Raw genomic sequence first — 13639 nt, 5'->3', positions numbered from 1 at the left:
TCAGGCGGCTGCCGGTGCCGGTTTCGGCAGGGAGAGCTTCGCGTCGCGCAGCTTGGGCTCCAAAGTCTTGCCCTTGCGTGCGCGCTTGCCTGCATACGGCTCTTGCGCGCGAGTCGTCATGGTCTGCTCAACGGCCTTGCCACCGCGTGGGCCGGTGCCCGAGAGCACGAAGCCCGCTGCACCGAAGGCCACCGCCTGAAGCAGCGTTTCGTTCTTCTCCAGCTCCATCAGGATCACGCCACGGCCACCGCTGGCGAGCGTCTTCAACTCACTGATCTGGAACAGCAGCATGCGGCCGCCTTCCGACAGGCACGCCACGCCATAAGCGTCGGCAGGCACCGGCGCCGGTTTGTTGGGCTGGTCGCCCTCGTCCAGAGTCAGGAACGCCTTGCCGGCCTTCTGGCGGCCGACCATGTCGCCGACCTTGGCCAGGAAGCCGTTGCCGCCGCGCGTGGAGATCACCAGATTCTGTTCGGCGTGGCCCGCGAACGTGTGGGCGATATGCGTGCCCGGCGCGAGTTCGATCAGCGTCGTCAGCGGCACGCCGTCGCCACGGCCGCCCGGCAGGTTGGCCACGGCCACGGAATAGACGCGGCCCGTGCCCTTGTCGTCGCGCGTGCCGAAGATCAGCAGCGCATCAGTGGTACGGCATTCAAACGTGTCATACAGCGTGTCGCCTGCCTTGAAGCCGAATTGCGTGGCGTCGTGGCCGTGGCCCTGGCGCGTACGCACCCAGCCCTTCTGCGAGACGATCACCGTGACGGGTTCATCGACGACCTTCACTTCGGCGGCGGCACGGCGCTCTTCCTGGATGAAGGTGCGGCGGTCGTCGCCGTATTGCTTCGCGTCAGTCTCGATCTCCTTGATGATGCGACGGCGCATCATGGTCTCGGACTTCAGCAGCACGTCCAGCTCGCCCTGTTCTTCGCGCAGGTTCTTCAGTTCCTGCTCGATCTTGATGGCTTCCAGGCGTGCGAGCTGGCGCAGGCGGATTTCCAAGATGTCTTCGGCCTGACGGTCGCTCAGGTTGAAAACCTGGATCAGGGCGGCCTTGGGGTCTTCGCTCTCGCGGATGATGCGGATCACATCCTCAATGCGCAGCAGCACCAACTGCCGGCCCTCGAGGATGTGGATGCGGTCTTCCACCTTGCCCAGACGATGGCGCGTGCGGCGCGTGACCGTGGCAAAGCGGTAGGTGATCCACTCGCGCAGGATCTCGGCCAAGCCCTTCTGGCGCGGCCGGCCATCCGTGCCGATCATCACCAGGTTGATGGGCGCGCCCGACTCCAGCGACGTATGTGCCAGCAGCGTGTTGGCAAATTCCTGCTGGTCGATATTCTTGCTCTTGGGCTCGAACACGAGGCGCACCGGCGCGTCCTTGCCGGACTCGTCGCGCACGGCGTCGAGCAACCCCAGCATGGTCTGCTTCATGGTGAGCTGATCCGGCGACAGCGACTTCTTGCCCGTGCGCACCTTCGGGTTCGTCAGCTCTTCAATCTCTTCCAACACCTTCTGCGACGAGGTGTTGGGCGGCAATTCGTTCACCACGAGTTGCCACTGGCCGCGCGCGAGTTCTTCGATCTTCCAGCGCGCGCGCACCTTCAGGCTGCCGCGACCGCTCTCATACACCTGCGCAATGTCGGCTGCAGACGAGATGATCTGACCGCCGCCCGGAAAGTCCGGCCCCGGCATGTACTGCATCAGATCGGAGCTGGTGAGCTTGTCGTCGCGAATGAGCGCCACGGTGGCGTTCGCCACTTCGCGCAGGTTGTGCGACGGGATCTCCGTGGCCATCCCCACCGCAATGCCCGATGCGCCGTTAAGCAGCACGAACGGCAGGCGCGCCGGCAGCAGCTTCGGCTCGTCCATCGAACCGTCGTAGTTGGGGATGAAGTCGACCGTGCCCTGGTCCAGCTCTTCGAGTAGCAGACGCGAGATGGGCGTGAGGCGCGCTTCGGTGTAGCGCATCGCCGCCGCACCGTCGCCATCCCGCGAGCCGAAGTTGCCCTGCCCGTCGATCAGCGGGTAACGCAGCGAGAAATCCTGCGCCAGGCGCACCAGCGCGTCGTAGGCAGATTGATCGCCGTGCGGGTGGTATTTACCGAGCACGTCGCCCACCACGCGCGCCGATTTGACCGGCTTGGCATCGGAGCGCAGGCCCATCTCGTGCATCGCGAACAGGATGCGGCGCTGCACCGGCTTCTGGCCATCGGCCACCTCGGGCAGCGCGCGGCCCTTGACCACGCTGATGGCGTAGTCGAGATAGGCGCGCTCGGCATAGGCGCCAAGCGTGAGCGCTTCGGCCGGCTCGCTGGGGTCGAAGAGGATGTCTTGTTGTTCCATGGAGGCTCAAGCGAAAGCGGCGCGCTTCAACGTTGCGGCGCCGCCGGGATCAATGTTGGGGGATGTTCGTGGCCACGCCGGTGGCCGGGTCCAATACGAGTTCGATGCGTGCGGGCCGGCCGGTGCGGCCTGGCTTGCGCGTGGCGATGACGCCGTTGGCGCTCACATTCATCAACCCGGGCACGGCGGCGACCGGGTTGTAGTAACGATAGAACTGCAGCACCGTCTTCACGTAGTTCTGTGTCTCGGCGTAGGGCGGAATGTCGTTGCCGTGCTTCTGCACCGCGCCTTCGCCCGCGTTGTAGGCGGCCAGCACAAGCTCCAGGTTGCCCGAGAACATGCGCAGCAGATCGCTCAGGTAACGCACGCCGGTGGTGATGTTGGTCTTCGGGTCGGCCAGCTTCTGTGCAGCGGTGCGGCGGGCGTCGCCGGTCACGCCGTAGCGCGCGCCGGTGTCCGGAATCACCTGCATCAGCCCGATTGCACCCTTAGGCGACACGGCCTGCGGGTTGAAACCGGATTCGGCGGCAATCACGGCCTTCACCAGCGCGGGGTCGATACCGTGCTTGCTGGCGGCCTGGCGGATCAGCGGCTCCACCGTCGGCACGTTCGGATGCTGCAGCACCGCGCGCACCAAGCGCTGGCGCATGCCGCCGGCATTGTCGAGTGCGTCGCGCTTGCTGGCATTGAGGTAGGCATCTGCATCGGGCAGCTCGGTCGCCGGCAGGGCGATGGCGCTGTCGTCCTTGTCGTCGCCCTTGCTAGCCACCGCGGCGCCCTTCATGAAGAGCACGTAGCGATCGTCCAGGCGCTCTGCAGCAAAGTGCGCCAGACCGTTTTCATCGATGTAGCCGTAGACGTCCGCGCGCACCGGCTGGCTGGCCAACAGGGCCAGCGCCGTCAATGCGAATGCGAAACGTGCGAAAAGCTTCATCGTTGTCGGTTAGCGGTCAAATGTCGGCTTCGACTTCGTTGCCGCGCGCTTCCAGCCACGTGCGGCGCGCGCCGGCTTCGCCCTTGCCCATCAGCATGTTCATCATGTTGATGGTCTGGTCTTGGCCCAGTTCGCCCAGCGCCACGGGCAGCAGACGGCGCGTGTCGGGGTTCATGGTGGTTTCCCAGAGCTGCTCGGCGCTCATTTCGCCCAGGCCCTTGAAGCGGGAAATCTGCCAAGCGCCTTCCTTCACGCCGTCCTTGCGCAGCTTGTCTTCAATGGCTTCCAGCTCGCCGTCGTCCAGCGCGTAGAGCTTCTGCGCGGGTTTCTTGCCGCGCGCGGGGGCATCGACACGATACAGCGGCGGCCGGGCCACGCATACGTTCCCGCGATCGATCAGTTGCGGGAAGTGCTTGAAGAACAACGTGAGCAGCAGCACCTGGATGTGCGCGCCATCCACGTCAGCATCGGACAGGATGCAGATCTTGCCGTAGCGCAGGCCCGACAGGTCGACCGTATCGTTCGGCCCGTGCGGGTCTACGCCGATGGCGACCGCAATGTCGTGCACTTCGTTGTTGGCGAACAGGCGGTCGCGTTCGGTTTCCCACGTATTGAGCACCTTGCCGCGCAGCGGCAGGATGGCCTGGAATTCCTTGTCGCGGCCCATCTTGGCCGAGCCGCCAGCGGAGTCACCTTCCACCAGGAAGAGTTCGTTGCGGGTCACGTCGTCAGACTCGCAATCGGTCAGCTTGCCGGGCAGCACGGCCACGCCGGAGCCCTTCTTCTTCTCGACCTTCTGCGCGGCACGTGTACGCGCCTGCGCTTGCTTGATGACGAGTTCGGCCAGTTTCTTGCCGTGCTCAACGTGCTGGTTCAGCCACAGCTCCAGCGCCGGGCGGCTGAAGGTGGACACGAGCCGCACCGCATCGCGGCTGTTCAGGCGTTCCTTGATCTGGCCCTGGAATTGCGGGTCGAGCACCTTGGCCGACAACACGAACGAAGCGCGCGCAAACACGTCTTCGGACATCAACTTGACGCCCTTGGGCAGCAGCGCGTGCATCTCGACAAAGCTCTTCACGGCCTGGAACAGGCCTTCGCGCAAACCGGATTCGTGCGTACCGCCCGCGGGTGTCGGGATCAGGTTGACGTATGACTCACGTACCGGCGAGCCCTCTTCCGTCCAGGCCACCACCCATGAGGCGCCTTCGCCGAAGGCAAAACCTTCTTCGCCGAGCTTGTCGGGGTCGGCAAAGTGTTCGCCTTCAAACAGGGGGATCACCGGCTCGGCGCCGCTGCCCTGTGCGAGCGATTCGACCAGATAACCGCGCAGGCCCTGGTCGTATTGCCATTCGAGTGTCTCGCCGGTTTTTTCCAGCGTAAGGCTGACCTTCACGCCCGGCAGCAGCACGGCCTTGCTGCGCAGCAAGCGCTGCAGCTCGGCCTGCGGGATGTTCTCGGAATCGAAATACTTGGCGTCCGGCCACGCGCGCACGCGTGTGCCGCTCTTCTTCTCGCCGCGTTCGGCCTTGCGGGTGGTCAGCGGCTCGATCACGTCGCCACCGGAGAACGCAAGGGTCGACACATTGCCGTCACGCCAGACCGTCACTTCCAGCCGCGTCGACAGCGCGTTCGTGACCGACACCCCCACGCCGTGCAAGCCGCCGGAGAACGCGTACGCGCCGCCGCGGCCCTTGTCGAACTTGCCGCCGGCATGCAGGCGCGTGTAGACGATCTCGACCACCGGCACGCCCTCTTCGGGGTGGATGCCGACGGGAATGCCGCGCGCGTCGTCCTCCACGCTCACGCTGCCGTCCTTGTGCAGCGTCACGGCGATCTGCTTGCCGTAGCCGCCCAACGCCTCGTCAGCGGAGTTGTCGATGACTTCCTGCACGATGTGCAGGGGATTGTCGGTGCGCGTGTACATGCCCGGCCGTTGTTTGACCGGTTCCAGGCCCTTGAGGACCTTGATCGACGATTCGCTGTATTGGGAGGTTTTGCTCATGGAAGGCGGAAAAACTGACCAGGCTTGGGTCTGTCCCCAAGCACCGGGAATGCAGCGCGCATTGTAAAGGAAGCTGTCCTCAACAATGCGGAGGGATCGTCAGCGTTGGGATGCGACCCGAAAAACACATTCGGGCGACATCCCGCTGACATATTGCGGAGTTACTGCGGCATCACACCGTGCCGGCGCGCTTGGCTTCGAGGGCTTCCCAGCGCTCCAGCGCCTCCAGCAGCTCCAGTTCGATGGCTTCGTGGCGCTCGGCCAGCTTTTGCGCGCGCTCCGGGTCGCGGCCGTAGATCGTGCCGTCTTCCAGTTCGCCGCCGACCTGCTTTTGCTCGGCCTCCAGCGCCTCGATGGTGGCGGGCAACGCGTCGAGTTCGCGCTGCTCCTTGTAGCTGAGCTTGACCGCGGCGCGCTCGCGCGGCTTGGCCACCTCGGGCTTCTTCTCTTCGGCGACGGGCTTGGCGGCTTGCGCCATCTTGGCCGAGCGCGCCGATTGCGTCTGCCAGTCCGAGAACCCGCCCACGTATTCGCGCCAACGGCCCTCACCCTCTGCCGCAATCACCGACGTGACGACGTTGTCGACAAACGCGCGATCGTGCGAGACCAGGAATACTGTGCCGCTGTATTCCTGCAGCAGTTCTTCCAGCAGCTCAAGCGTGTCGATGTCCAGATCATTGGTCGGCTCGTCGAGCACCAGCACGTTGGCCGGACGGGCAAACAGGCGCGCCAGCAGCAGCCGGTTGCGCTCGCCGCCAGACAGCGAGGCCACTGGCGAGCGGGCACGCTCGGGCGGGAAGAGGAAATCGCCCAGATAGCTCATCACGTGCTTGCGCTGACCGTTGACTTCGATCCAGTCGCTGCCGGGGCTGATGGTGTCGGCGAGCGACCGGTTCAGGTCCAACTGGGCTCGCATCTGGTCGAAATAGGCCACCTGCAGGTTGGTGCCGTTGCGCACCGTGCCCGAATCGGGAGGCAGTTCGCCGAGAATCAACTTCAGCAGCGTGGTCTTGCCGACCCCGTTGGCGCCGAGAATCCCGACCTTGTCGCCGCGCAGAATCGTGGCGGTGAAGTTGTCGACGACGGTTTTGTCGCCATAGCGCTTGGTCACGTCGATCAGCTCGGCGACGATCTTGCCCGAGCGATCGCCCTGCGAGACCTCCAGCTTGACGTTGCCCTGCACCTCGCGGCGCACCTGGCGTTCCACACGCATCTGTTCCAGCCGCGCAACGCGGCCGACACTGCGTGTGCGGCGCGCTTCCACACCCTTGCGGATCCACACTTCTTCCTGCGCGAGCAGCTTGTCGAAGCGGGCGTTCTCCAGGGCTTCGGCTTCCAGCTCCTGCGCCTTGCGCGTCTGATACGCCGTAAAGTTACCGGGGTACGAACGCAGCTTGCCGCGATCGAGTTCGATGATGCGCGTGGCGACGCGGTCGAGGAACGCGCGATCGTGCGTAATGAACAACACGCTGCCGCGGAAGGCCAGCAGCAAATCTTCGAGCCAGCGGATGGAGTCGTAGTCGAGGTGGTTGGTCGGCTCGTCCAGCAGCAGGATGTCGGGCGCGCTCACCAGCGCCTGCGCAAGCGCCACACGCTTGGTCAAGCCGCCAGACAGCGAACCGATGCGCGCGCCCGGCTGCAGGCCCAATTGGGCAATGGTCGTTTCCACGCGCGTATGCAGTTGCCAGGCGTCTGCCGCTTCCAACTGGGATTGCAACGCCTGCAGCTTGTGCAGCGCGTCTTCGTCGAGGGAATCGCCCATCGACGTGATCAGCGCTTCGTATTCGGCAAGCAGGCCGGCGGCATGCGGCACTCCCATCGCCACGGCTTCGGCCACGGTCTGCTCCGGGTCGAATTCAGGCTCTTGCGGCACATAGGCCGAGGTCACGCCGCTCTGGCGAGCAATCAGGCCGTCATCCGGCGAGGTCGTACCCGCCACGATCTTGAGCAGCGACGACTTGCCAGTGCCATTGCGGCCGATCAGGCCGATGCGCTCGCCGGCCTCCAGCGAGAAATCGGTGTGGTCGAGCAGCGCCACGTGGCCGAACGCCAGTTGCGCATCGGTAATGGAAAACAGGGCCATGCTGGAGTGAGAAGGAGGCAGGCCGCGTGCGGCCGGAAGGCGCGTATTGTAGTCGCCCCGCGCGTCGTCCACCGGCGGCATTGCGCTTGCAGATGCCGGTGCTATAACGCTTGTGCCGCCGGACTCGCTTTTTCCGGCCGCGCCATTCATACCGTTACGGAAGGGGAATGACGATGCGCGGACTATTCGGGCTGTTGATCATCTTGATCGTGGCAGGCATTCCGGTGCGGCAGATCTTGCTGCGGACCGGCTTCTCCCCTTGGTGGACGCTGCTTGTGCTGGTGCCGCTGGTGAACCTTGTGGCGCTGTGGATTTTCGCGTTCTCGAACTGGCCGCGGCAGTCGTCGCAACCGGGCAATGTGCTGCCCAACCAGAACTAGAAAACGAGCGCACCAAAGAAAACGGCCCGCTTTCGGCGGGCCGGAAGAGTCTCTCCTCGATGCCTTGCGAACAAGACATGGCCGGAGCATAGCGCCCCTCGTCTGTCTCGGGCAGTCGGGACAAACCCGGTAGGGAAAAACGCCTAACGCTAGGCACGGTGCGGCTTCGCACCGCAGCAACGCATGCACGGCTCCGGCATGCACCGCGGGGAGTCCACTGCACCGCCCGGGCGGCTGAGACGGTGCATCGCGCACGCCACATGTGCGCAATGCACCACTGCAACGCAATCGCCACGCGTCGGCTTTTAGAGGGCTGGGTCGAGTCTTGCAGCCTGCTTACAACACCCAAAAAGCACTGGCCTGCAGGTTGCAACGTCGCGCCGTATCATGCGGCAGGCCCTCCGGCCACGAGCCGGGCATAACGATAAAGTGGGCCGCCGATTCTTTCCCCGGGGGATACAACCATGCCGTTCTTCACGCGCGCGCTGCCGGCCGCAGCGCTGCTCTTCGCTTCGCTGTCCAGTTTTGTACCAGGCACTGCCCTGGCTTCCTCCACACCGGTGCTCGACCGCATCCGTGATACCGGCACCGTCCGCGTCGCCTATCGCGAAAGCTCCGTGCCCTTCTCGTTCTACGACGCTGATAAAAAGCCCGTCGGCTATGCCGTCGACCTGTGCCTGCGCGTGGTCGACAAGCTGCGCACGGACTTGAAGCGGCCTGACCTGAAAGTGCAATACGTGATGGTCACGCCTTCGACGCGGATGCCGGCCATCATCGAAGGCAAAGCCGACCTCGAGTGCGGCTCGACCACCAATAATCGCGAACGCCGCGAGAAAGTGGCATTCACGATCCCGCATTACATCGCGGGCATCCGCATGATCGTCAAGACTTCGTCTGGCATCCGCAGGTGGGACGACCTGCGCGGCAAGACCGTCGTCACCACCAAAGGCACCACCAGCGTGGCGGAACTGCGCAAGATGAATGACGTGCGCGTGCTGAATATGAAGTTTCTCGAAGCCAAGGACCACGCTGAATCCTTCGCGATGGTCGAAACCGGCAAAGCTGACGCCTTTGCGATGGACGACGTGCTGCTCTTCGGCTTCCGCGCCAACACCAAGACGCCAAGCGACTACGCCGTCGTCGGCGACATGCTCACGGTCGAGCCCTACGCGATCATGCTCAGCAAGGACGACGCCGAGTTCAAGCACCTTGTTGATCGCGCGATGACCAACATCATCCTCGACTACGACGCCGACAAGCTCTACAAAAAGTGGTTCCAGCAACCGATTCCGCCGCACAACGCGAAGCTGGATATCCCGATGAGCTTCCTGCTGCGCGACTCGTTCAAGTACCCGAGCGACAAGGTCGCCGATTGAACGCAACGGTGTGATCGCGCAACGCCGCCGTGCAGTCAGGCGGCGTTTTGCTTTGCGCAGTCAGCGCTGGGCGGGCAGCATCGGCTTGTTGAGCATGCGCGACAGGACAGCTTCGGGCGAATGGGTGCGATCGGCAATGGCCGCTGGATCAAGGTAGAAAGTCTGTTCCATCATCGCGCGGCCGCGCATTGCCGCATGCAGCGCCTGATCGCTGAAGACCACCCACGTCGCACCCGGAGCGAATTCGAACGTCTGTTGCGGTGCTTCACGCTGATAGGCCAGATCCGCCTTCGCGAGATCGTGCAGCTGCAGCATGCGGTGGTCGTATTCGGAGCGTGGGCGCTTGGTGATATGCAGCTTGTGCATCAGCCACGATTGTCCCGGGAGCATCCCACGCGTTTTCGGCACAAACCGCTGGGCGAAGTCGGCAAAGGGTTCGCCGATGCGCCAGACACGCGAGGCATCCGGATCGACATTGTGGAACACACGCAAGAGGCGCTGGCCGTGCAGCGGCTTCGACGGGAATGCGTCGACGTGCAAACGCGTGTCGTCCTTGCGCCAACTGACCGGCCGCCCGGCAATCTCGGCCGGCCGCAACGACGTGCCGGCTCGCTTCAAATGCGGGGCGTAGTCGGGAAACAGCGCCAGCACGAGGCGCTCGGCAGCATCGGCGTAACGCCGGATCAGGGTAGCGAGATCGCGCAGGTCGGCAGACTGCCCGACGGCACCGCGCACGTGGGATTCGTTGGCGCGCAGGTTGATGTTCTTCGTCTTGCCGTCAGACCAGCGTGCGTCGAGAAAGCGCTGCTCCCGGGCATCAAGTGGGAAGTCGAGCCCTGGAAAATGCAGCACATTGCCGCGCTCCAGCGCAGACCGCATGGCAGCCGCCTCATCAGACGTCACCACGGGTGACCATTCACGCACCGGCCACGGCACCACCATGTCGATGGCAGGCGGCGCAGCGACGGCTCGCTGTCCCGAATAGTGGTTGTGCGTCGGCGGCGTGGCGGGCGCAAACCCTTGCATACTTCCCATGAACTTATCAATCGCTTACGTAAATATTTGCGAATGATAGAGCGCTCACCGCCTCAGCGCATCGTCAGGAAACACAACACAACATGTCTGACGACATGTGCCGAAGTGCTTGCCGGCGCGAAAGCGGATTTCAGAGAAAGTGCTTGACGACCTGCTCTTCCAGGCCGACAAAGCGCACGAGCTGGCGTGAGCCGTCAGGAAATTGCTTGATGACGTGGCCGTCGGGGGTATCGGTGTGACGGAAATAGATCGGTCGATCAATCGTCCCGGGCCGATGCTTGGGAAGCAGGCTTTCCAGCGACGGCTCCACCGTCCACGGATCGTCCCGTTCTTCGGATGTCAGCATGTTGGTCGCCTAGGGGTTTCTGAAAGGGGTGATGAAGCATAACTTCCGTGAACAACCGTGGAAAGTTCGTAATACTTAAATCTGATTCTTTGACCGATCGTTCGTTCGCTTTAGCGTTTGCCTCATCACAAGTACGCCTGGACTGTGGGCCGCAACCTACAAAACTCATGGCGTCATCATCATTTCATATGGCATCGGTAACAGCTGCCGACGCAGCCCGGCGCTCCCGCGGTTCTCTGGTCTTGGCTCTGCAAATTGCGTAGAATCGCGGCTCGCTCGGGCGGCCGTTGGCGTCACCCGGGAGTCGGTCACTCGCCGTAGCACAATGGATAGTGCACGCGCCTCCTAAGCGTGAGATACAGGTTCGATTCCTGTCGGCGGGACCAGCAGATATGACAAAGCCAGGCAGCACGCCTGGCTTTTGTTTTCTTGCCCGCACAAAACAACGAGGCCCGCCACATGTGGGCGGGCCTATGGCTGCGGATGGCCCCGGGCCATCTAGGTCAACACCGGTAGCGCTTCGAGCACGAGCAGCCCGATCAGCACCCCAATGATCGTCAGCAGCACGCGGATCCCTACTCGCGCACCTCGGATCACCAGCGGCGCAGACGCCAGTCCGATCACGCCCGCAACGCAAACGGCGAGCAACAGGTACAGGTTGGAGAAGGCCATCGGGAATTCCATCATCCGCCCCTTGCCGGCTGTGAGCATGGCCGGTCTTTGAAGTATAGGCCGCGCGCTCGATCCGGCAAGCGTCGATGCCTGCACATACATCAATGTCACCAGCATTTTTGCGCACTGCAAAAATTCGTGCTATAGTCCGCGACTTGGCTGCTTACTGCCGTATTTTTCGGTCCGCGGTTGGCCGATGTGCCGGTTTCAAACCGGCGAGCATCGTCCAAATCCCCGCCCGTTGCATGCATGCGCAGCCGATTGCCATTGTGCTTGGCATCGTCTCCGATCTCCCGCGTGGATTCACATCACGCCGAAGGGACCGCCGCCCCACCTCGCTGACCTGTTCAGCTTGAGGCCGGCCCATTCCCCCGCCTGTCCGTTCTGCAGCCCGTCTGTCGAACCGGCCTTATCCGATTGGCGCCGACGCCCGTGATTAACCGGTCGCCGTATCCCATTTCCGTCGTCTGCATCCGTTGATGTAGCGGCGCGGCAGCCTTACTACCTATTCGACATGACGCAGCCTCAAGACGGCAGCGGCGCTATTGCGCACGCTGAAACCAGCAACACCAATACCGAAAACCTCATCGCCGAAGCCGCGACCCGTGCTAGCGCCTTTGCTGCACTGGGCTTGGACGAACGCATCGTCCGCGCGCTGGGCGAAGTGAACTACATCACCCCGACGCCGGTTCAAGCGCAAGCCATTCCGGCCTGCCTGTCGGGCCGCGACCTGCTGGTCACGAGCCAAACCGGCTCGGGCAAGACCGCCGCATTCATCCTGCCGGCCATCCAGCGCATCAGCGAGCAGCCTGAGCCGCAGCGTCCGCGCATGGACGGCCCGCCGCAACGCATGAAGGGCCGCCGCCCACGCCCGGCACCGGCCAAGCCGTCGCTGCTGGTGCTCACGCCCACGCGCGAACTGGCCCTGCAAGTGACTACCGCCACCGCACAATACGGTCGCCATCTGCGCCGCATCGTCTGCGCGAGCATCCTGGGCGGCATGCCCTACCCGAAGCAGCTGGACATGCTGGCACGCATGCCGGACATCATCATCGCCACGCCTGGCCGCCTGCTAGACCACATCGACTCGGGCCGCATCGATCTGTCGGCGCTCGACATGCTCGTCTTTGACGAAGCCGACCGCATGCTGGACATGGGCTTCTCGGATGACATCGAAGCCATCGTCGGTGCCACGCCGGCCACGCGCCAGATGCTGATGTTCTCGGCCACCATGGACCGCCGCATCGAGCAACTGGCCGAGCGCATGATGCGCGAGCCGCAGCGTATCGAAATCGCCGCCACGAAGATCGACCAAAGCAACATCGAAGAGCGCCTGCACTTCACCGACGACATGTCGCACAAGCAGCAGCTGCTGGATCACCTGCTGCGCGACGCGTCGCTCAAGCAAGCCATCGTCTTCACGGCGACCAAACGTGATGCTGACTCGCTAGCCGAGCGCCTGACCGAGCACGGTTTCTCGGCCGGCGCCTTGCATGGCGACATGCACCAGGGCGCGCGTAACCGTACGCTGACGGCACTGCGCCGCGGTCAGTTGCGCGTGCTGGTGGCCACCGACGTGGCAGCTCGCGGCATTGACGTGCCGGACATCACGCACGTGGTCAACTTCGACCTGCCCAAGCAAGCTGAAGACTACGTGCACCGCATCGGCCGTACGGGCCGTGCCGGCCGCAGCGGGATCGCCATTAACCTGGTGAACCACAACGACACGTTCCAATGGCGCCGTATCGAGCGCTTCGTTGATCGACGCATCGACGCATCGGTTGTTGAGGGCCTGGAGCCGAAGCGCTCGGCCAAGCCCCGCACTGGTGGCCCGCGCGCCGGCGGCGACCGTGGCGGCTACCGCGGAAACGGTGGTAATGGCGGCGGTTATCGCGGCCAGCGTGAAGGCTACGGCGCACGCCAAGGCGGCAACGGTGGCAATAGCGGCAACAACGAAGGCCGCTTCCAACGCAGCTTCGGCGGCGACCGTGACGGCTTTGCTCCGCGCCGCGATGATCGCAACGGAAACAGCAACAGCAACAGCGGCGGCTACCAAGGCGCCCAACGCGAATGGAACCGCGACGACCGCGCCCCGCGTCCGTCGTATGGCCAAGGCCAGCAAAACCGTGGCGACTGGCAACAACGCCCCGCGCGCACGCAAGGCACGCAAGACGGCAACCGTAGCTACGGCAACAGCGCGGGCACCAGCAACGGTGGCGGCTATGGCAATCGCGATGGCAACCGTGAAGGCGCCCCGCGTCGCTTCGGCGACAACAACGGCGCCAGCCGCTTCGGCGACGGTGGCAACGGCGCGCAGCGTCGCAGCTATGGCAACCGCGACAGCTACGGCAGCAAGGGCCGTTCGCGCGACTTCGATCGTTGATCGATGAGGGGTCATCTTTTCCGGATGGCCCTAGCAGACAGCCAACAAAAAACCCCACGTTTAACAGCGTGGGGTTTTTTGCTTC

General features: G+C 63.9%; 10 protein-coding genes, 1 tRNA gene and 2 pseudogenes. 4 read left to right on the top strand and 9 right to left on the bottom strand.

Going from position 1 to position 13639, the window contains the following annotated elements; all coding sequences use genetic code 11:
- The 6 genes and pseudogenes from parC to ACCD03_RS04115 form a co-directional block, all read right to left on the bottom strand.
- Positions 1 to 2343, bottom strand: a complete 2343-nt coding sequence (gene parC, locus ACCD03_RS04140) for a DNA topoisomerase IV subunit A (protein WP_413410938.1) — start codon at positions 2341 to 2343, stop codon at positions 1 to 3.
- A gap of 49 nt (positions 2344 to 2392) precedes the next feature.
- On the bottom strand, positions 2393 to 3277 hold the full coding sequence (locus ACCD03_RS04135) for a lytic transglycosylase domain-containing protein (RefSeq protein WP_413410936.1): 885 nt from the start codon (positions 3275 to 3277) through the stop codon (positions 2393 to 2395).
- A gap of 16 nt (positions 3278 to 3293) precedes the next feature.
- Positions 3294 to 5279: a DNA topoisomerase IV subunit B gene (locus ACCD03_RS04130; RefSeq protein ID WP_045204467.1), complete on the bottom strand. Its 1986-nt coding sequence runs from the start codon at positions 5277 to 5279 to the stop codon at positions 3294 to 3296.
- A 172-nt stretch (positions 5280 to 5451) separates the two neighbouring features.
- Positions 5452 to 5757 (bottom strand): hypothetical protein, encoded by a 306-nt coding sequence (locus ACCD03_RS04125; protein ID WP_413410982.1) that lies wholly within the window; start codon positions 5755 to 5757, stop codon positions 5452 to 5454.
- A 258-nt stretch (positions 5758 to 6015) separates the two neighbouring features.
- Positions 6016 to 6327 (bottom strand): annotated as a pseudogene (locus ACCD03_RS04120) (ATP-binding cassette domain-containing protein); the annotation flags it as partial.
- 204 nt (positions 6328 to 6531) lie between these two features.
- Positions 6532 to 7362: pseudogene (locus ACCD03_RS04115) on the bottom strand (ABC-F family ATP-binding cassette domain-containing protein); the annotation flags it as partial.
- A gap of 173 nt (positions 7363 to 7535) precedes the next feature.
- On the opposite strand from ACCD03_RS04115, the gene ACCD03_RS04110 reads away from it, so the two are divergent.
- The gene (locus tag ACCD03_RS04110; RefSeq protein ID WP_045204680.1) at positions 7536 to 7742 is read left to right on the top strand and encodes a hypothetical protein; all 207 of its coding nucleotides are present in this window, start codon (positions 7536 to 7538) and stop codon (positions 7740 to 7742) included.
- Positions 7743 to 8206: 464 nt separating this feature from the next.
- On the top strand, positions 8207 to 9118 hold the full coding sequence (locus ACCD03_RS04105) for an amino acid ABC transporter substrate-binding protein (RefSeq protein WP_325654078.1): 912 nt from the start codon (positions 8207 to 8209) through the stop codon (positions 9116 to 9118).
- Between the two features lie 60 nt (positions 9119 to 9178).
- Here ACCD03_RS04105 and ACCD03_RS04100 read toward each other — a convergent pair whose 3' ends face one another.
- Together ACCD03_RS04100 and ACCD03_RS04095 are read right to left on the bottom strand one after the other, a co-directional pair.
- A complete protein-coding gene (locus tag ACCD03_RS04100) occupies positions 9179 to 10153 on the bottom strand; it encodes a Kdo hydroxylase family protein (protein WP_413410935.1) in 975 nt (324 codons plus the stop codon).
- Between the two features lie 130 nt (positions 10154 to 10283).
- Positions 10284 to 10499, bottom strand: coding sequence for a hypothetical protein (locus ACCD03_RS04095; RefSeq protein WP_024976225.1), 216 nt, complete (start codon positions 10497 to 10499; stop codon positions 10284 to 10286).
- Between the two features lie 311 nt (positions 10500 to 10810).
- Here ACCD03_RS04095 and ACCD03_RS04090 point away from each other — a divergent pair.
- Positions 10811 to 10885 (top strand) — tRNA-Arg (locus ACCD03_RS04090).
- Positions 10886 to 10997: 112 nt separating this feature from the next.
- On the opposite strand, the gene ACCD03_RS04085 is transcribed toward ACCD03_RS04090, so the two are convergent.
- Positions 10998 to 11186: a hypothetical protein gene (locus ACCD03_RS04085; protein WP_012435166.1), complete on the bottom strand. Its 189-nt coding sequence runs from the start codon at positions 11184 to 11186 to the stop codon at positions 10998 to 11000.
- Positions 11187 to 11685: 499 nt separating this feature from the next.
- On the opposite strand from ACCD03_RS04085, the gene ACCD03_RS04080 reads away from it, so the two are divergent.
- Complete coding sequence (locus ACCD03_RS04080) at positions 11686 to 13554, top strand: DEAD/DEAH box helicase (protein ID WP_413410934.1); 1869 nt, start codon at positions 11686 to 11688, stop codon at positions 13552 to 13554.
- Positions 13555 to 13639 lie beyond the last annotated feature (85 nt).

Source organism: Ralstonia sp. Ralssp135, from assembly GCF_047304345.1.
In the GTDB taxonomy this organism is placed as follows: domain Bacteria; phylum Pseudomonadota; class Gammaproteobacteria; order Burkholderiales; family Burkholderiaceae; genus Ralstonia; species Ralstonia chuxiongensis.
Note: the sequence above shows the minus strand (reverse complement) of the source record. Positions and strands in the feature narration are given on the sequence as shown.